Genomic DNA, 18,265 nt, shown 5'->3' with positions numbered 1-18,265 from the left:
CACATGCCGGTCCCACCTTCACATCTGTCTCATCCTGCGCCGCTGTCACCTCAGTCGCCTCTGCCGCTCTCCGCCGTCGTCACCAGGCTCCGGGCCGCGGGCTGTGTCTTCGCCGAGGACGAGGCGGAGCTGCTTGTCTCCGCCGCCCGCGACTCCGCCGAACTGGCCGCCATGGTCGACCGGCGCGTCGTGGGTCTCCCCCTCGAACACGTGCTGGGCTGGGCCGAGTTCTGCGGTCTGCGCGTCGCTGTGGACGCGGGGGTCTTCGTACCCCGCCGACGTACCGAGTTCCTTGTCGAGCAGGCCGTCGCCCTCGCTCCGCCCGGTGCCGTCGTGGTCGACCTGTGCTGCGGATCGGGCGCCCTGGGGGCCGCGCTCGCCGCCGCGCTGGACGGAGCCGAACTGCACGCGGCCGATGTCGACCCCGCCGCGGTCCGCTGCGCCCGCCGCAATGTCGCCGGAACCGGGGGCCGGGTGTACGAGGGCGACCTCTACGGCCCGCTGCCGCGATCGCTGCGCGGGCGCGTCGACATTCTGCTGGCCAACGTGCCGTACGTCCCCACGGAGGAGATCGAGCTGCTGCCCGCCGAGGCCCGGGTGCACGAGGCGCGCGTCGCCCTCGACGGTGGTGCGGACGGCCTCGACGTACTGCGACGGGTGACCGCGGCCGCGCTGCCCTGGCTGGCGCCCGGCGGCCATCTGCTGTTCGAGACCAGCGAACGGCAGGCGCCCGCGGCCGTACGGACGGTCACCCAGGACGGGCTGTCCGCGCGGGTGGCCAGTTGCGCGGAGCGGTACGCCACGGTCGTCATCGGGACGCGCTCCACGGAGTGACGACGGGACGGGCCGGGCCCGGCTCCGGGGCCGTTCGGCCGGTGGGTGCGAGGTGATGCCCGCCCCCACCGGCCGGACGACTGGAGTGGGTGGATCAGTTGGTGGAACCCGGTCGGACAGCTGGTGTGCGTGTGCTCAGCGCCCGAAGCGGATCAGGACGCGGACCATCCGGCAGGTGGCGTCGGACGGCGGGTGGATGCCCGCGAGGGCAGCCGTGGAGCGTATCTTCCGGTTCGGTGCCTGATCCGGACGGTAGACACCGGTGTCGAGCAGCGCGATGGCCAGGCGCATCGCCTTCAGCCTGCGGTTGTGCGAGACGTACCACTCACGTGGCTTTCCTGCGGGCAGCTTCTTCTTGACCAGGGACTCCGTCGGGAACATGGCTACGGCCATCGGCGACCTCCAGGCGCTGGTGAAAGGGCCCTCACGGACCCTCACGAACTGCCTCCATTTTACTGCCGGGCACTGACAGAAGCCCCTGGCCAGAAGGGTCCCGACGGCCTCTCGCGTACCTTTGACCCCATGGAGATCTGGATCAATCCCGCATGCTCGAAATGCCGCAGTGCGGTGGACCTGCTGGACGCGGAAGGCGCTTCGTACACCGTCCGCAGATACCTGGACGACGTACCGACCGAGGACGAGATCCGGGCGGTGCTCGGCCGGCTCGGACTGGAGCCGTGGGACATCACCCGGACCCAGGAGCCGGACGCGAAGGCGCTCGGGCTGAAGGAGTGGCCGCGCGCCGAGGAGGCACGGGACCGGTGGATCGCCGCGCTGGCCGGGCATCCGAAGCTGATCCAGCGGCCCATCATCACGGCGGACGACGGCACGGCGGTGGTGGGGCGTACAGAGGAAGCGGTACGGGACGTTCTCGGGCGGTGAGTTCCCGGCCGGTGGTTCACGCAGCCCTGCGTCCGCGCCGCCGGTCACTTCCCGGTCAGCTGCTTCTCCGCCTCCGCGAGGATCTCGGTCAGCCGCAGGCCGAACCGTACGTCGCACGGATGCGGTTCACCGGTCCGTACGGCCGCGAGCAGCGCGTCGACCGCCGCGGCGAACGGCACCCGCGCCCCGCCGCCCCGGCCCTCCGGCAGCACCGCCACCCCGTGGGTGCCGCGGAACTCGACGGTGGCGCCCGCCGCTTGGGGCGGGGCGCTCAGGCTGAGCGTCGCCGAGCTGGAAGCGCCCGAGGTGTGGCGCAGCGCGAGGTGGACGGTGTCCCCGGCGCCGCCGGCCGCTGTGACCTCCGTGGCGTCCCCGAGGACCGGCAGCAGGACGGAGAGCGCGTGCGGGCCCACATCCCACAGCCCGCCCTTCTCCCCGCGCCACGGAGAGGCCGCGTACGGGCTGTCCGCTCCGGGCGAGAAGAGCGCCCCGAGCCACTCCGCGCGGCCGGTGAACCAGCCGTCCACAGCGGCCTGTCCGGCGATCCACTCGGCCACCCCCGGTGTGAAGCGCAGCGTGCAGAAGACCACGGACGCGACGCCTGAGCGTGCGGCCTCGGCAACGACCTCGCGGGCGCCGCCGACCGTCGTGGCGACCGGTTTGTCGAGCAGCAGATGGCACCCGGCTGCCGCGGCCCGGGTCGCGAGCGGCGCCTGGATGTCCGGTGGGAGAGCCACCGCGACCGCGTCGCTCGCCGCGAGGAGGGCGCCCACATCGTCGTACGCGGTCGTCCCGTGTCCGGCGGCGAGCTCGGCCGCCGCCTCGTGCCGCCTGCCCCAGACTCCGCTGAACTCGATGTCCGGGTGGGCGGCGAGCGCGGGGGCGTGGGTGGACCGCGCCCAGGGGCCGGTGCCGAGCAGACCGATGCGCGGCCTCGTACGGGAGGGCTTGGTACGGGATGGCTTCGTCATACCGGTCAGTGTCGGCTATCGGGATCCGAGCCGGGAAACACCCCGTTCACGCTCGGGCAACGGCCGGGAAACCGCGGATTGCGATGCTGCGGCCATGGACCTGCCGCACCCGCAGGCCGTAACGCAAGAGAGCAGCAGCACGACCGCAACCGCAGGGCCGCACCAGCGAAGGATGGCTTCCGTGACGTTCAAGGCCGAGTACATCTGGATCGACGGGACCGAGCCGACCGCCAAACTCCGCTCGAAGACGAAGATCCTGGCCACCGGGGAGGCGCCGCCGCTCTGGGGCTTCGACGGTTCGAGCACCGGCCAGGCACAGGGCCATGCGTCCGACCTGGTGCTCAGCCCGGTGTTCAGCTGCCAGGACCCGATACGCGGCGGTGACCACGTACTCGTCCTGTGCGAGGTCCTCAACACCGACCTGACCCCGCACTCCTCCAACACCCGGGCCGCACTGGCAGAGGTCGCGGGGCGGTTCGAGGCGCAGGAGGCGATCTTCGGTATCGAGCAGGAGTACACGTTCTTCGACGGCCACCGGCCGCTCGGCTTCCCCGAGGGCGGGTACCCGGCCGCGCAGGGCGGTTACTACTGCGGGGTCGGCGCCGACGAGATCTTCGGCCGCGACATCGTCGAGAAGCACCTCGACCACTGCCTCGCGGCGGGCCTGGGCATCTCCGGTATCAACGCCGAGGTGATGCCCGGCCAGTGGGAGTTCCAGGTCGGTCCGCTGGCGCCGCTCGAAGTCTCCGACCAGCTGTGGATCGCACGCTGGCTGCTCTACCGGACCGCCGAGGACTTCGACGTGTCGGCGACGCTCGACCCGAAGCCGGTGAAGGGCGACTGGAACGGCGCGGGCGCGCACACCAACTTCTCCACGAAGGCGATGCGCGAGGGATACGACGCGATCATCACCGCGTGCGAGGCGCTGGGCGAGGGCTCGAAGCCGCTGGACCACGTCAAGAACTACGGCGCCGGGATCGACGGACGGCTGACCGGTCTGCACGAGACGGCCCGGTGGAACGAGTACACCTACGGTGTCTCCGACCGCGGTGCGTCGGTCCGGATCCCGTGGCAGGTCGAGCGGGACCGGAAGGGGTACATCGAGGACCGCAGGCCCAACGCGAACGTCGACCCGTATGTGGTGACCCGGCTGGTCACCGACACCTGCTGCACCGCGCTGGAGAAGGCAGGACAGGTCTGAGCACCCTGGGCACCGAACCCCCTGACCCTCCTGGACCCCCTGGACCCCTCGGACCTCCCGAGCACATGAGCACCCGGGTTCGCCTCTTCGCCGCGTTCCCCACGGAGGCGCCCCGCCGCACCGGTGGGGCGCCCCCGTGCCGTTCCATTGCCGGGAGCCCCTGCTGCCGCTCCGGCGCATCTGGTTCAATGGGCACATGGCCCGCCATCAGAACACCTCGACCGGTCGCTCCGACCTCGAACCGTTCTGGCCGTCCCGTCAGCATCACGACTTCGACCGGGTGTGTTGCCGTGCGACACAGGCGCCGGCCCTCTAACGCCTCTTCCGCTTCGAAGCCTTCGGCCGGCGCGCACGACGTACGTCCATCGACGACCTCTCCGCGCGAAAGAGCTGACCACTCATGGCTGACACCCGTTCCTTCTCCGCCGCGACCGCCACGACCGCTGCGACCGCTGCGACCGCTGCGACCGCCACGCCTCTCCCGTCCCACCGGAACCGGCTGCGGTCCGTCGACCCTGACGAGGTGGTACCGGTCGCCGGCTTCCTGCCGCCGGGCGCCACCTGGCTGCCCGCGCCCCAGCACACTCTGCCCGCCCTTCCGGGGCAGCCGCCGATGATCGGCTATCTGGTGCTGGTGCCCGCCGATCACCAGCCCGGCCCGGTACCGGCCCCCACCGCGTCCGACGAGGTGGTGCGGATCGACAGTGCACGGCGCACCGCCTCGGTGGACGGGCGCACGCTGGATCTGACGTATCTGGAGTTCGAACTGCTCGCGCATCTCGTCGCGCACCCCCACCGCGTGCACAGCCGCGACCAGTTGGTGACCACCGTGTGGGGGTACGGGCATGTGGGCGACGGCCGGACCGTCGATGTCCATGTGGCCCGGCTGCGCCGCAAGCTGGGAGCCGAGCACCGTCACACGATCCGTACGGTGCGCCGCGTCGGGTACAAGTACGCGCCCTGATCACACCCGTTCGTCCGCGCAGCACCCAACGCGGCGCCCTCCCCGGCTTGTTCCCTATGCCTCACGGCCGGGGAGGGCCCTGTTCTGCTGCCGGCTGCCGGCTGCCGACTGCCGACTGCCGACTGCCGACTGCGTACGGTCAGATGCCTGCCGGGACCTTCGGCTCCGCGTCGCGGTGGTCGAGGCCGGGCTGCCGGGAAAGTCCCTTCGGTGTACGCCAGTTGCGCTCGCCCAGCAGCGTCATCACGGCGGGCAGCAGCACCATCCGCACCACGGTCGCGTCCAGCAGGACCGCCACCGCGAGGCCGACGCCCATCTGCTGCATGTCCTGCATCGAGAGCGAGCCGAAGACCGAGAACACCGCGACCATGATCACGGCTGCGCCGGTCACCGCGCCCGCGGTCCGCCGGATGCCCTCGTCGACCGCGTCCCTGGTGCTCAGCCCCCGTTCGTGCGCCTCCCGGATCCGGGACACGACGAACACGTGGTAGTCCATCGAGAGACCGAAGAGGACGACCAGGACGAAGAGCGGCATCCAGGACTCGACCGCACCGGCCTTCTCCGAACCGATCAGCGACGCTCCCCAGCCGTGCTGGAAGACGGCGACCATCACCCCGTAGGCGGCGGCCACCGAGAGCAGGTTGAGGAGGACGGACGTCAGGGCGATGACGTACGAGCGGAAGCAGCAGAGCATCAGCAGGAAGGTCACCGCCGTGATGAAGGCGAAGACCGGCACGATGCCGTGCTTCAGCTGGTGGTTGAAGTCGACGGAATTGGCCAGTTCCCCGGTGACGTAGGCGTGGGCGCCGGTGCCGTCGAAGGCGGCGGGCAGCCGCTCGTCCCGCAGTTCCGTCAGGCCGGCCCGGCCCGTGGGCAGGGGCACCTCGATCTCCGCGACGTTCTGCCGGCTGTGCACGGTCACCTGGCCGAAGCCGGCGAGTGCCTTGCGTACACCCGGCGCTCCGATGTCGTCGGCCTTGACCACCACCGTGGCCGGGGCGGGGCCGCCGGGGAAGGTGTCCGCGATATGGCGGTAGCCGACCGACAGCTCGGACGAGGAGCCGAACTGCTTCTCCAGGCCGAGTTCCTCGGTCTTCATCCCCAGCGCGGGCGCCGCCAGGGCGAGCAGCACCGCCACCGCTCCCACCGCGAAGAACGCGGGGCGGGCGAGTACCGGCTTCAGCAGCCGTCCGGCCGTCGCGCCGCTCTGCCGTACGCCGCGCCTGCTGCGCCGGTTCAGCAGCGGGACCCGGCCCGCGTCGATCCGGTCGCCCAGCCAGGAGAGCAGCGCGGGCAGCACCGTCACCGAGCCGAGCATCGCGATGAGGACCACGATGATGGTGGCGAGCGCGAAGCCCTTGAACAGCATCAGGCCGGACAGGAACATCCCGGCCATCGCCACCATCACGGTGACCCCCGAGACGAGCACGGCCCGTCCGCTGGTGGCGGCCGCGATGCGCAGGGCGGTCTCGGCGTCGCGCCCCGCGGCCCGCTCGTCGCGCTCGCGCCGCAGGTAGAAGAGGCAGTAGTCGACGCCGACGGCGAAGCCCATCAGGAACATCACCGAGTACGTGGTCTGGAAGAGGTGCAGCTGGTGGCTGGCGAGCGACAGGAGCCCGAACGCCGCCATGCACGCCGTCAGCGCGAGCCCGACGGGCAGCAGCGCGGCCACCACGGCCCCGAAGGCGACCAGCAGGATACCCAACGCCAGTGGTACGGCGGTGAATTCGGCCGAGCGGAGGTCCTTGGAGAGCAGGTCGGAGAGCCACTTGCCCGCGCTGGCGTCGCCGAACTGATAGATCCGCACATCCGGCCGGCCGGCGCGCACCCCGGACACCGCGTCGAGCACCGGCCCCACCCGGTCGGCCGCGGTGTCCGCATCGCCCTTCATGTCGAAGGTGATCAGCGCGTCCCTGTCGTCCTTCGAGGGGAGGGGCGCCGCGATGTTCCGCACCGCTCCGGTCTTCCCGACGGCAGCGGTGACCGCTCGGGCCGCGGGCTTCCAGTCGCCGGCGCCGCTGCCCGACACCATGACCATCTCGCCGGCGGGCCGGCTGAGACCGGCGTCCTCCAGGATCCGGGTGGCCTGCGCCGATTCGCCCGCGCCGTTCTCGGAGTCGGACATGTTCACCATGCCGGAGGCCCCGCCGATGCCCATGGCGAGCACCACGAACACCAGCCAGCCGAAGATGGCTGTTCTGCGGTGGTGCGCGCTCCACACACCGATACGTGCCGCGAGGTTGAGCCTCATGGCGTTTTCGCCCCCAGATGTAAGCGTCGGCCGATTCGCTGCGTCGGCGTCTGTTGACTCGCGATGTCAGCGTCGGTTGGTTCGCTTCACACGCTAGGAACGGGCCGCGGGCGGTCCCAGCCGTCGGGGCCCCCGGTGCGGAGCCATAGGGCGAGGGGCCCGGGGTGGTGCCAGCTACACCCCCGAATCGGGTGCGGAACCCAATGCCCCGGGCACCCTCTTGCGGCCACACTGGTGTCCAGGCCGGTGATCACCCGGCCAGGGACGAGAGGGACATCAATGAGGGCGACGAAGGCACGCGACGCGGGGGTGGCGGCCGTACGGGGCCTGGCGCTGGCCGGGATGTCACTCATCGGCTCGATCACGCTCTTCACCCTGGCGGTCACGTCGATCGCACTGATCCCTGTCGGAGTCGGCGTCTTCACCACACCCGCGCTGCTGGGACTGATCCGCTCGCACGCCGACCAGCGCCGGCTGCTGGCGGCGAAGTGGACGGGCACCCGCATTCCGGTGGTGCGCCCGCCGCTCCCGCGCCACCCGCGGTCGGGCATAGCCGGTCAGGTGGAGCGCTGCGCGGTGCTGGTGAAGGATCCCGTGACATGGCGCGACATACGCTGGCTGCTGGTCGACATGACGGCGGGCGCGGTCATCGCACTGCTGCCGCTGTCGCTGCTCAGCGAGGGGCTCTTCGGCATCCTGCTGCTGCTCGGTCTGTGGAAGCCGATCGTCCGCGCGGGCGGCGGGTACTGGTACGAGTTCGTCCGGGTCGACAGCTGGACCACCGCGGCGTTCGCGGCCCTGGTCGGTATCTGCTGGCTCGCGGCCGCACTGCGTTTCGGGCCCGCTCTGATCCGCGTCCATTTCTCCCTCACCCGGTCGGTGCTGGCCCCCACCAGGGAGGCCGAGCTGGGCGAACGCATCGACCGGCTCACCGAGACCCGGCACGACGCCGTGGACAGCTCGGCTGCCGAACTGCGCCGGATCGAGCGGGATCTGCACGACGGTGCGCAGGCCAGGCTGGTGGCGATGGGCATGAACCTCTCCACCATCGAGGCGCTCATCGAGAAGGACCCGGCGCAGGCGAAGAAGATGCTGTCGATGGCCCGCGAGTCGTCGGCGGAGGCGCTCACGGAGCTGCGGGACCTGGTGCGCGGCATCCACCCGCCGGTGCTGGCCGAGCGCGGTCTCGGCGACGCGGTCAGGGCCCTGGCGCTGCGGCTTCCCGTGACGACCGAGGTCGAGGTGGACATGGCGGGCCGCGCGGAGGCCCCGGTCGAATCGGCGGCGTACTTCGCGGTCAGCGAGGTCCTGACGAACGCCGTCAAGCACGCGGAGGCGGACCGGATCTGGGTCGACATCCACCACGCCGAGGGGATGCTGCGGATATCGGTCACCGATGACGGCCGCGGGGGCGCGTCAGCAGGAAAGGGTTCGGGACTGAGCGGAATCGAACGCCGACTGGGTACATTCGACGGCGTACTGGCCGTCAACAGCCCAGTGGACGGCCCGACCATGGTGACGATGGAGATTCCGTGCGCGTTGTCCTCGCCGAAGACCTCTTCCTTCTGAGAGACGGCTTGGTCCGTATGTTGGAGGCGTACGACTTCGAGATCGCGGCAGCGGTCGAGACCGGACCCGAACTGACAAAGGCCTTCGCCGAGTTGGAGCCCGACGTCGCTGTGGTCGACGTCCGGCTGCCGCCGTCCCACACGGACGAGGGCCTCCAGTGCGCGCTGGCCGCCCGCCGGGCCAGACCGGGACTGCCGGTCCTGGTCCTGTCGCAGCATGTGGAGCAGTTGTACGCGCGCGAGCTGCTGGCGGACGGCACGGGCGGCGTGGGATACCTGCTCAAGGACCGGGTGTTCGACGCCGACCAGTTCATCGACGCGGTACGCCGGGTGGCAGCGGGGGGTACCGCGATGGACCCGCAGGTGATCCAGCAACTGCTGTCACGGCGGGCCCAGGACAAGCCGGTGGGCAGCCTCACCCCGCGCGAGCTGGAGGTCATGGAGCTGATGGCGCAGGGGCGTTCCAATGCCGCCATCGCCGGCCAGCTCGTGGTGACGGAGCGGGCGGTGGCGAAGCACACGTCGAACATCTTCGGCAAGCTGAGCCTGCCGGTGTCGGACGATGACAACCGGCGCGTCCTCGCGGTGCTCGCCTATCTCGACCGGGGCTGACCGGGGCTGACCGGGACGACCCAGGGCTGACCGGGGAAGACCCAGGCGTAACGGGGCTGACCGGGGACAACGGGTCTGACCGGCGGCGGCGCGGGGAGGCGGTCCATAGCGGCGGCGCGGGGCTGCGGTCCAGGAGGACGCGCCACCGGTACCACTACCGCCGGGTGACCCGCACTCCGGTGACCCCCAGCAGCCCGGCCAGCGGGACTCGTGCCGATGTCTGGTCCGGGGCCACGGCGAAGTCGCCGGCCCGCAGCAGATCGAGCAGCCGCTCGGCCAGGGGCATGACCATGTGCCGTCCCCAGCAGCGCTCGTTGGCGTGGCCGAAGGGGAGATATCCCGGGTGGTCGTCGGGGTCGGTCCCGGTCCACCGGCCCGGACGGAAGGTGTCGGGGTCGTCCCAGATCGCGGGAGAGCGGTGGGTCAGCAGGGGCAGCATCAGCACGTCGTCGCGCTCGCCGATCCGCTCGTCCAGCGCGGCGAACTCCGGCGATGCGACCCGCAGCAGGTTCCAGGACGGCGGCAGCAGCCGGAGCGTCTCCAGCAGGATGTCCCGGTTGGACACGTCGTCGCCGAAGGGCGAGCCGAGCCAGAGCGCGTTGGCGACAAGGGTGGACACCGTGAAGCAGACGGGCGCCGCCGCCCGGCGGTACATGCCCATGGCGTGGCGCCGCTCCCCATAGGTCTCGGCTGCCGCGGTGAGCGCGGCCAGCTGTGAGACCGGCGCGCCGGGCCGCGGGACGCCGGGCAGTGCGGCGCCCGTTCCGATGACGGTCCAGGTCATCGCGGTCGTCCACTCCAGCCTGCGGTCCATGAGGACGCGGTACCGGTAGGGGTCGGAACCGAATACAAGGTCCCGCAGATAAGCATGGCCAACCTGCGGCCATTCCCCGGAAAGATCGACCTTTTCATGGTCCGGTTCTCTGAGTGCGGCTTTGACGTCCTGCGAAACAGCACGCATGAGCGCGGACGATTCAGGCCGGGTGATGGATCTCCCCTTGAGCGGCTTGAATGTCGGCCGTTCGAATTCATTGGCCGGCCTGCTGCGGAGTATTTCGTCAATCAGTTCGGGCCCTGCGACGCCCACGGTTCCGGGATCCAGACGGAATGCCTCCGCACCGCGGTAGGTGCGCAGAAGATCGTCGATTCTCGGCGTGAAGACCGTGGTCCGGGCGCCCCTGTCGGTACCGGAAATGTTCATCGGAGATCCCCCAGAGCAAGCGGCCGGCGCCCGGCGGGGCCGCTGAACGGTCCCGCCGGGAACTGGGCGAACAATTCGCAGGTCAGTACCAGATGTACCAGGCGTACGACTTCAGGCTCTTCTCGGGCCTGATCTTGTTCTTGAGTGAATGAATGAGCTTCATGACAGTACCTCCGATTGACGGCGAACTGACCGAGCCGGATATAAGAACCCGGCGGCAGAAGTGAAACCCAGCAGAAAAGGTACGTCAATGTAATGCAGATCACTCACCGGTCGGCCACTTTACATGTTTCATCGGTCACGCACCCCGAACAATGACCAACAGAACGGAATCGGCCTGTACGAGATCGCCGTGATACCCAACTCCACACCTCGCCAATCCTGGATTCGGCGGGCCGAAAGATGGAACCGGGCCGCTTTTACGCACTCATACCTGTGCGCCCCATTGCTCCACCTGCCCCTCGTCATTACCGTGCGCATCGCACGCATCTGTCATCGCACGGACCGTCAGCAGCATTGACGCGCAACACGAGGAGTGCCGATGCACAAGCTGTCCAGACGTACGCTGCTGAGCACCGCGGGCGCGATCGGCGCCGGCGCCGTGATCGGCGCGCAGACCCCCGCCGCAGCGGCCGGCGCACCGGCCGCCCTCCCCCTGGGCCTCCCCATGCGCCACTCCCCCGCCGCCCCTGAGCCGCTCGACACCGGGCCGGCCCGCGCGGCCCTGAAGCGCCTGTTGCCGCTCCACGCCGACCAGTTCACGCTCACGCCCCTGACTGGCGGGGAACGCTTCCGGGTCACCGGCTCCGCGGGCCGGATCGAGGTCGCCGCCACCGGCCCCGCCGCAGCACTGACCGGCGTCCACTGGTACCTCAAGTACGTCTGCCGGGCGCACATCTCATGGAACACCTCGCAGCTCGACCTCCCCAAGCGGCTGCCCGCACCCGGCAAGGCAGTCCAGCAGTCGGCGACCGTCCCGCACCGCTTCGCGCTCAACGACACCCACGACGGCTACACCGCCCCGTACGCGGACTGGCCGCACTGGGAGCGGACGATCGACGTGCTGGCCCTGCACGGTTGCAACGAAGTCCTCATCACGCCCGGTCAGGAAGCCGTCTACCACCGGCTGCTCCAGGACTTCGGGTACTCCGACACCGAGGCCCGCACCTGGCTGCCCGCCCCCTCCCACCAGCCCTGGTGGCTCCTCCAGAACATGAGCGGATACGGCGGCCCGCTCTCCACCGCGCTGATCGACCGGCGCGCCGCCCTGGGCCGGCGGATCGCCGACCGGCTGCGCGAACTGGGCATGCACCCGGTGTTCCCCGGCTACTTCGGGACCGTCCCTGACGGGTTCCCCGACCGCAACCCCGGCGCCGACGTCGTCCCGCAGGGCACCTGGAACGGGCTGCGGCGCCCGGACTGGCTCGACCCGAGGTCCGAGGTGTTCGACGAGGTGGCCGCGGCCTTCTACCGGCACCAGTCCGAACTCCTCGGCGACGCCCAGCACTTCAAGATGGACCTGCTCCACGAGGGCGGCACCCCCGGTGATGTCCCGGTCGCCGACGCCGCGCGGGCCGTCGAGACATCCCTGCACACCGCCCACCCCGACGCCACCTGGGTCATCCTCGGCTGGGGCGCCAACCCGCGCGCCGAACTGCTCCGGGCCGTGGACACCGACCGGATCCTGATCGTCGACGGGCTCTCGGACATCGACACCGTCACCGACCGCGAGAAGGACTGGGGCGGCGCCCCGTACGCCTTCGGCTCCATCCCCGACTTCGGCGGCCGTACGACGATCGGCGCCGACACCGACCGCTGGACGGAGAAGTTCACCGCGTGGCGCGACAAGCCGGGCAGTGCGCTGGCCGGCACCGCGTACATGCCGGAGGCCGCCGAGCGCGACCCGGCCGCCTTCGAGCTCTTCAGCGAACTGGCCTGGCGCACCGAGAAGATCGACCGGACCGCGTGGTTCACCCAGTACGCCGGGGTGCGCTACGGCGGTGACGACCGCGCCGCGCGGACGGCGTTCGCCGCGCTCGCCACGACCGCGTACCAGCTGACCACCACCGACGGACGCCCGGTCGACTCGCTCTTCGCCCGCCGGCCCAGCCTCACCGCCTCCGTCAAGTCCGCCTTCGACACCGCCGGGTTCGACACCGCCTTCGCCGCTCTGCTCGATGTCCGGGCACCGCTGCGCGGCTCGGACGCCTACCGCTACGACCTCGTCGATCTCGCCCGGCAGGCCCTCGCCGACCGGGGCCGGATCCTGCTGCCCCAACTGCACGACGCCTACACCGGCAAGGACGCCGCCACCCTCCGTGAGCTGTCCGCGCTCTGGATGAAGCTGATGCGGCTCGCCGACACCCTGGCCGGCTGCCACCAGGCGTTCCTGCTCGGCCCCTGGCTGGAGGAGGCCAAGCGTTTCGCCACCAGCCCGGCCGAGGCGGTGCAGTTGGAGTGGACGGCCCGCACCCTCATCACCACCTGGGGCGACCGCACCGCCGCCGACCACCTCAGCAACTACGCGAACCGCGACTGGCACGGGCTGCTCAGCGACGTCCATCTCCCGCAGTGGCAGGCGTTCCTGGACGAACTGGCGGCCGCGCTCGCCGACGGCCGTGATGCCAAATCCTTCGACTGGTACCCGGACGAGGCGTCCTGGGCCCACCGGACGGATGCGTACCCCGTCAAGGCGACCGGCGACGCGTACCGCACCGCGCAGCGGGTGTACGACACCCTGGCGACTGCCCCGTACCAGGGCGCAGCCACCGTCTCCGCCCAGCCCGTCGCCTTCACCCCGGGCAGCACCGGCACGGTCACGGCCGGCTTCCGCAACCTCAACGGGCTGCGCGCGACCGGCCAGGTCGATTTCACGCTGACCGGCCTGGACGCGGTGCCGAAGGGCGGCACCTCCCTGAAGAGTGTCGGCCCCGGCGCGTCGGGCTCGGTCTCCTGGCAGGTCACCGCCCCCGCCGACCCGCTGACCACTCCGCTGCGCCCGATGCCGTACACCCTTCTGACCCGTTTCGGGCCGCAGGGCGAGAAGCAGGTGGACGTGCGGGAGCGGAGCGCGGTGTACGTGGCCGCCCCGCTCGACGCCGGATGGCGGACGTACACCGGCAACGACGCTGTGTTCGGGCAGCTGGGCGAGCGGATGGCGATCAACGGCGGCGGGCAGGACCTGTGGAAGGGCACCACCCAGTTCGGCACCGCGTTCCGTGCCGGGGCGATGACCGACGGCACGAGCGTGACCGTACGGGTGGACTCCCAGGACGACACCGGGAGCTGGGCCCGGAGCGGGATCGTCGTACGCAACAGCCTGGCCACCCCGGGCTCGGCCGGGTTCCTGAACCTGGCGGTGACGCCGGGCCAGGGCGTCGTGCTCTCGTACGACACGGAAGGCGACGGCGCGCTGGACACCTACAAGCGCGTCACCGGGATCAAGGCACCGGTCGTGCTGCGGCTCTCCCGGGCGGGCACGGCCTACACCGGCTCGTTCTCGACGGACGGCGGGACCAGCTGGCGCACCGTCGCCACCGTCGCCGTGCCGAGTGCGGCGGACACCCAGGACACGGGGATCTTCATGAGCGCGACCAACGGCGGAAACGGCATGCGCGGGACCGTGGACTTCAGTGGCTGGTCGCTGAGTTGAGCGGTGCCGGGGGCCCCGTCGGGGCGGGGCCCCCGGTGACCAACCCACCATTCGCTCGTTCTGCTGAATGTGCGTCCAAAGGATCTCACCCGTCGCCCCGCGCCCGGCTCAGCCGCCACCGATGCCGCCGATGTCGACGCCGGACAGGCCGGGGCCGCGCTCGTCGAGCACTACCCCCGGCTGGTCCGGCTGGCGTATCTGATCCTGCCGCCCTCGCTCGGCCGCAACCGCCGGGTGCTGACCGCGCACTCCATCGCGCAGCGGGCGCTGCCGCGCGGACGGCGGTCCTGGGCGGCCGGTTCCTTTCCGTCGCCGCGCCGGGCGGACGACTGCGACCCGGCCTACGCCTATGTGCGGGGCCGGGTGGTCGAGGCGGCGCTGGAGGTCGCGCGGCCCCGGCGGTGGAACGCCTGGCCACGCCGCGCCCAGTTGCCGCCGCTGCTGCCCCAGGTGTGGGGGCTGCGGCTCTTCCCCCGGTCCGGTGGCGCCGATGAACTCGCCCTGGACCAGCGGCTCTCCGCCCTCTCAGGGCCCGCACGCGCCGCGTACGCGCTGCGCGGCCTCGAAGGGCTCGACGACACCCGGGTACGGCGGGTGCTGGAGGCCGCCGGGGTGGCCGACCCCAGAACGGCGCTCGACCGGGCGGACGGCCCGGCGGCGCAGTACGGGCTGCTGGCGTCCGCCGCGTTCGACCCCTGCTCGCTCCAGGCCAGGCCGACCGATCTGCTGCGGCGCAGGCGCCTCGGCAGGGGTGCGCTGGCCGCAGCGGCCGCCGTCCTGGTGTGCGGGACGCTGCTGGCACTGCCGGACGGCGGGCTGGGCGCCGGGCGGGCCGCAGCTCCGGCGTACACCGGCAGTCCGGTCTCCGAACAGGCCCTGAATCCGGCGAAGCTGACCCGGGTCGCGGGGACGGCGTGGAAGGCGTCGGCCCGTACCGACTTCTCCGTATGGCCCGCGCGCGGCGACCGCACCGGTGACACAGCGCTACTGCGGCGCGCGCTCGCCGTCTGGGCCCGCCCCGGCGGCTCCGTACAGGTCTCGGCGACCCCCGGCACACCCGCCGGGCCACCGATGGGCGCGCCGCAGCTGCTGTACGCGGGCACGGTGGACGACGCGGTGGTCGTGCTGCTCTACGACGGCCTGCGGGTGGTGCGGTACGCCGAGGCGAAGGACGGCGGAGGGCGCACCGCGCTGGATTTCGCACGGGTGGACAACGCGGACGAGGCCGCTTCGGACGCGCTGGTCGTCGGCAGGACCGACGACAACGTCCGCTATCTGACGGCGCCCTGGGTGCGCCGCGCGAGTGTGCGGGACCTGCTCGCCCCTTCGGCGGGGGCGCGGCCGCTGGGCCGCTCGGCCGACGGTGTCACCGACCCGGTACCGGGCCCCGGCACCTCCCGCACCTGCACCTCCTGGAACGCGCTCGCACTGCGCGACGGCGCGGGCACACATCTGGTCACCGACCTGGGCGAGCTGCCCCCGGCCCGGCTGCTCGCGGGCCCGCCGGCCGGGCCGCACGACGTGACGGCTGCGGGGGACCTGGCGGGCTGGGCGCACACCGCGTGCCTGCTCCCCGCGGTCCGCTCGCACGGCGTACGCACGGTGAACTCCTGGCAGTTCGCCTCCCAGCAGCTGCCGGCGGCGGGCGGCCGGGCGGCCTGGCTCTGCACCCGCGCGGAGACCTGGCGCGGCGCGGGGAGCCGGGTGCTCGCGCAGTTCCGGGCCCCCGGCGGCCGGGGGCCGGATCCCGACACGGTGGTGGCCCGGTCGGAGAACTCACCGGCCTGCGGCAAACGGCAGCCGCGGGTGCTCGCCGGAGTGCTGTGGAAGTCGCGCGGCGGGCAGTGGTACGTGCTGGCGGCGGGCAGTGCGCAGTTCACTTCGCTGGCGACGACGGGCGGTGTGACGGGCAGCTCGACCGGCCCGCTGCTCGCCCTGCCCGCGAAGCAGGGGGCGAAGGCGCAGCTGACCGGACGACTGGCGGACGGGACCCGCGTCAGCGCGCTGCGGTGACGGGGGGCCGTGGCGGGGGTGACTGGGGGCGGTGAACAGCTGCGCGCAAGGCCCTGTCCCTCGGGCGTACCCGTCGGTACATTGACGCCATGTCTAATACGCAGCCTGCCCCGGTGGCTTCGGAACACATAGCGCTCAAGGCCCGCAAGGTCTCCTTCGACTGGGAGTCCACCCCACTGCACTGGGTGCCCGGTGACCCGTTCACCACGCACACCATCAATGTGCTGCATCTGCTGCTCCCGGCGGGCGAACGCTGGTTCGTGCACGTCTACAAGCAGGTGCTGCCGCTGATCCGGGACGCGCGGCTGCGCGAGGACGTGATCGGGTTCATCGGCCAGGAGGCCATGCACTCGCAGGCGCACGACGACGTGCTCCCCCATCTCGCGGCGCAGGGGCTCGACCCGTCCCCGTACACCGCCCAGGTCGACTGGCTCTTCGAGAAGCTGCTCGGCGACCGGACGCTGCCGCCGGGCCGGGCGAGCCGCTGGTGGCTCAAGGAGCGGGTCGCGACGATCGCCGCGATCGAGCACTACACGGCGTTCCTCGGCGACTGGGTGCTCAACGCGGAAGCCCTCGACCGGCGCGGCGCCGACCCCACCATGCTGGACCTGCTGCGCTGGCACGGCGCCGAGGAGGTCGAGCACCGGTCGGTCGCCTTCGAGGTCTTCCAGCACATCGACGGCGGCTACCGCCGCAGGGTGCGCACCTGGGCGACCGCCTTCTCCGCGCTGGTCTTCCTCTGGCAGCGCGGAGTCAGGTTCTTCATGGAGAACGATCCGCTCCTTGTGGACGGCCGGGCGACCCTGCGGGCGTACCACCGGCGCGGCAAGCAGGGGCTGCTGCCCACGACCGGGGCCATCGCCCGGTCCGTGCCGGGCTATCTGAGCCGTACGTACCACCCCTCACAGGAGGGCAGCACGGCGCAGGCCGTCGCCTACCTCGCCAACTCCCCGGCTGCGAACGCCCCCACTGCGAATTCCGCCGTCTCGAACGGAGCCCGCTGACCATGGCGCCGAACCTGCCCCGCGTCCGTACGGTCGTCCTGGTCGCCGGTGCGGCCCTGCTCGCCAGGCGCGCTCTGCGCCGCCGTATCGCCGCGTCCCCGCTCTGGCCGATGCCCGCACTGGAGACCCCGGTGTCGGGCCGTGGCCGCCACCGGACCGTCAGCCGACGGCTGTTGATCACCGAGCGCGCCCCGGAGGCCGACGGCGTGGTGCGGCTCCGGCTGGAGAGCGCGTCCGGCGAACGGCTCGACACCTGGACCCCGGGCGCCCATCTGGATCTGGTGCTTCCGTCCGGTCTGGTCCGCCAGTACTCACTGTGCGGGGACCCGGCCGACCGGGGGGCGTACACCGTCGCCACCCGGCTGATCGAGGACGGCCGGGGCGGCTCCCGCGAGGTGCACGAACATCTCCACGAGGGCACGGAGATCGAGATCCGCGGCCCCCGCAACCGCTTCCCGCTGACCGAAGCCGCCTCGTACGTCTTCGTCGCGGGCGGCATCGGGATCACCCCGGTCCTGCCGATGCTCCGGGCGGCCGAAGCGGCGGGCGCGCGGTGGCGGCTGGTGTACTGCGGGCGTACGCGCGCCTCGATGCCGTTCCTGGCGGATGCCGAGAAGCTGGGCGGCGGTGACGCGGACCGTGTGACGGTGGTCCCGCAGGACGAACTGGGCTACCCGGTCCTGGAGTTCGGGGACGACCCGCCGGGAACCGCGTACTACTGCTGCGGCCCGGAGGGCCTGCTCGAAGCGGTGTCGGCGGCGCTCCCGGCGGGTGCCGCGCTCCATCTGGAGCGGTTCGCGCCGCAGACGGCCGGTGCGGCGGACTCGGACAGCTTCGATGTCGAACTGCGCCGCTCCGGCCGTACGGTGACGGTCGCGCCCGGCTCCACGGTGCTGGCAGCCGTCCGCGCGGAGGTCCCGAATGTGCCGTACTCCTGCGAGCAGGGCTTCTGCGGGACCTGCCAACAGCGCGTGATCGACGGCGAGATAGACCACCGGGACGAGTTGCTGACGGACGCGGAGCGGGACGACTCGATGCTGATCTGTGTGTCACGGGCGCGGGGCAGGCGGCTGGTGCTGGATCTGTAGACCTGACGCGTCTCGTGTGCCCCC

Annotated in this window: 15 protein-coding genes; 10 read left to right on the top strand and 5 right to left on the bottom strand. The window is 71.6% G+C overall.

Annotation, left to right across the window (positions count from 1 at the left end):
• Window positions 1–3 precede the first annotated feature (3 nt).
• Window positions 4–834, top strand: coding sequence for a putative protein N(5)-glutamine methyltransferase (locus OG210_RS23930; RefSeq protein WP_328325824.1), 831 nt, complete (start codon window positions 4–6; stop codon window positions 832–834).
• 135 nt (window positions 835–969) lie between these two features.
• Here OG210_RS23930 and OG210_RS23925 read toward each other — a convergent pair whose 3' ends face one another.
• On the bottom strand, window positions 970–1,227 hold the full coding sequence (locus OG210_RS23925; protein ID WP_328325826.1) for a hypothetical protein: 258 nt from the start codon (window positions 1,225–1,227) through the stop codon (window positions 970–972).
• Window positions 1,228–1,356: 129 nt separating this feature from the next.
• Here OG210_RS23925 and OG210_RS23920 point away from each other — a divergent pair, with 129 nt between their 5' ends.
• Window positions 1,357–1,716: an arsenate reductase family protein gene (locus OG210_RS23920; RefSeq protein WP_328325828.1), complete on the top strand. Its 360-nt coding sequence runs from the start codon at window positions 1,357–1,359 to the stop codon at window positions 1,714–1,716.
• Between the two features lie 44 nt (window positions 1,717–1,760).
• On the opposite strand, the gene OG210_RS23915 is transcribed toward OG210_RS23920, so the two are convergent.
• Window positions 1,761–2,687, bottom strand: a complete 927-nt coding sequence (locus tag OG210_RS23915) for a Gfo/Idh/MocA family oxidoreductase (RefSeq protein WP_328325830.1) — start codon at window positions 2,685–2,687, stop codon at window positions 1,761–1,763.
• A 181-nt stretch (window positions 2,688–2,868) separates the two neighbouring features.
• Between OG210_RS23915 and glnII the strand changes: the two genes are divergently transcribed.
• Both glnII and OG210_RS23905 read left to right on the top strand, forming a co-directional pair.
• Window positions 2,869–3,888: a glutamine synthetase gene (gene glnII, locus OG210_RS23910; RefSeq protein WP_328325834.1), complete on the top strand. Its 1,020-nt coding sequence runs from the start codon at window positions 2,869–2,871 to the stop codon at window positions 3,886–3,888.
• 400 nt (window positions 3,889–4,288) lie between these two features.
• On the top strand, window positions 4,289–4,852 hold the full coding sequence (locus OG210_RS23905; protein ID WP_328325836.1) for a winged helix-turn-helix domain-containing protein: 564 nt from the start codon (window positions 4,289–4,291) through the stop codon (window positions 4,850–4,852).
• A 139-nt stretch (window positions 4,853–4,991) separates the two neighbouring features.
• Here OG210_RS23905 and OG210_RS23900 read toward each other — a convergent pair whose 3' ends face one another.
• On the bottom strand, window positions 4,992–7,103 hold the full coding sequence (locus OG210_RS23900) for an MMPL family transporter (protein ID WP_328325838.1): 2,112 nt from the start codon (window positions 7,101–7,103) through the stop codon (window positions 4,992–4,994).
• 279 nt (window positions 7,104–7,382) lie between these two features.
• On the opposite strand from OG210_RS23900, the gene OG210_RS23895 reads away from it, so the two are divergent.
• Entirely contained in the window at window positions 7,383–8,672 is a 1,290-nt protein-coding gene (locus OG210_RS23895; RefSeq protein WP_371538625.1) for a sensor histidine kinase, read from the top strand.
• Complete coding sequence (locus tag OG210_RS23890; RefSeq protein ID WP_266857719.1) at window positions 8,636–9,283, top strand: response regulator transcription factor; 648 nt, start codon at window positions 8,636–8,638, stop codon at window positions 9,281–9,283. The genes OG210_RS23895 and OG210_RS23890 overlap by 37 nt, the downstream gene beginning before the upstream one ends.
• A 154-nt stretch (window positions 9,284–9,437) precedes the next feature.
• Here OG210_RS23890 and OG210_RS23885 read toward each other — a convergent pair whose 3' ends face one another.
• Both OG210_RS23885 and OG210_RS23880 read right to left on the bottom strand, forming a co-directional pair.
• Window positions 9,438–10,484 carry a cytochrome P450 gene (locus tag OG210_RS23885; RefSeq protein WP_371538623.1) on the bottom strand — a complete coding sequence of 349 codons (1,047 nt, stop codon included), beginning with the start codon at window positions 10,482–10,484 and terminating at the stop codon, window positions 9,438–9,440.
• 82 nt (window positions 10,485–10,566) lie between these two features.
• Complete coding sequence (locus OG210_RS23880) at window positions 10,567–10,647, bottom strand: tryptorubin family RiPP precursor (RefSeq protein ID WP_371540459.1); 81 nt, start codon at window positions 10,645–10,647, stop codon at window positions 10,567–10,569.
• Between the two features lie 378 nt (window positions 10,648–11,025).
• Here OG210_RS23880 and OG210_RS23875 point away from each other — a divergent pair, with 378 nt between their 5' ends.
• The 4 genes from OG210_RS23875 to OG210_RS23860 all read left to right on the top strand — a co-directional run bounded on the left by OG210_RS23875 (window position 11,026) and on the right by OG210_RS23860 (window position 18,241).
• Window positions 11,026–14,136: an alpha-N-acetylglucosaminidase TIM-barrel domain-containing protein gene (locus OG210_RS23875; protein WP_328325845.1), complete on the top strand. Its 3,111-nt coding sequence runs from the start codon at window positions 11,026–11,028 to the stop codon at window positions 14,134–14,136.
• Window positions 14,137–14,205: 69 nt separating this feature from the next.
• On the top strand, window positions 14,206–16,149 hold the full coding sequence (locus OG210_RS23870; protein WP_328325847.1) for a hypothetical protein: 1,944 nt from the start codon (window positions 14,206–14,208) through the stop codon (window positions 16,147–16,149).
• 89 nt (window positions 16,150–16,238) lie between these two features.
• A complete protein-coding gene (locus OG210_RS23865) occupies window positions 16,239–17,153 on the top strand; it encodes a metal-dependent hydrolase (protein WP_328325849.1) in 915 nt (304 codons plus the stop codon).
• A gap of 2 nt (window positions 17,154–17,155) precedes the next feature.
• Window positions 17,156–18,241: a PDR/VanB family oxidoreductase gene (locus OG210_RS23860; RefSeq protein ID WP_328325851.1), complete on the top strand. Its 1,086-nt coding sequence runs from the start codon at window positions 17,156–17,158 to the stop codon at window positions 18,239–18,241.
• Window positions 18,242–18,265: the final 24 nt, after the last annotated feature.

The sequence above is a fragment of the Streptomyces sp. NBC_00466 genome, from assembly GCF_041433995.1.
GTDB lineage: Bacteria > Actinomycetota > Actinomycetes > Streptomycetales > Streptomycetaceae > Streptomyces.
Note: the sequence above shows the minus strand (reverse complement) of the source record. Positions and strands in the feature narration are given on the sequence as shown.

Coding starts and splice junctions, on each gene's coding strand:
- OG210_RS23920 (WP_328325828.1), top strand. CDS start 1,357: ATGGAGATCTGGATCAATCCCGCATGCTCGAAATGCCGCAGTGCGGTG.
- OG210_RS23900 (WP_328325838.1), bottom strand. CDS start 7,103: ATGAGGCTCAACCTCGCGGCACGTATCGGTGTGTGGAGCGCGCACCAC.
- OG210_RS23875 (WP_328325845.1), top strand. CDS start 11,026: ATGCACAAGCTGTCCAGACGTACGCTGCTGAGCACCGCGGGCGCGATC.
- OG210_RS23925 (WP_328325826.1), bottom strand. CDS start 1,227: ATGGCCGTAGCCATGTTCCCGACGGAGTCCCTGGTCAAGAAGAAGCTG.
- OG210_RS23880 (WP_371540459.1), bottom strand. CDS start 10,647: ATGAAGCTCATTCATTCACTCAAGAACAAGATCAGGCCCGAGAAGAGC.
- OG210_RS23885 (WP_371538623.1), bottom strand. CDS start 10,484: ATGAACATTTCCGGTACCGACAGGGGCGCCCGGACCACGGTCTTCACG.
- OG210_RS23905 (WP_328325836.1), top strand. CDS start 4,289: ATGGCTGACACCCGTTCCTTCTCCGCCGCGACCGCCACGACCGCTGCG.
- OG210_RS23930 (WP_328325824.1), top strand. CDS start 4: ATGCCGGTCCCACCTTCACATCTGTCTCATCCTGCGCCGCTGTCACCT.
- OG210_RS23865 (WP_328325849.1), top strand. CDS start 16,239: ATGTCTAATACGCAGCCTGCCCCGGTGGCTTCGGAACACATAGCGCTC.
- OG210_RS23860 (WP_328325851.1), top strand. CDS start 17,156: ATGGCGCCGAACCTGCCCCGCGTCCGTACGGTCGTCCTGGTCGCCGGT.
- OG210_RS23895 (WP_371538625.1), top strand. CDS start 7,383: ATGAGGGCGACGAAGGCACGCGACGCGGGGGTGGCGGCCGTACGGGGC.
- OG210_RS23915 (WP_328325830.1), bottom strand. CDS start 2,687: ATGACGAAGCCATCCCGTACCAAGCCCTCCCGTACGAGGCCGCGCATC.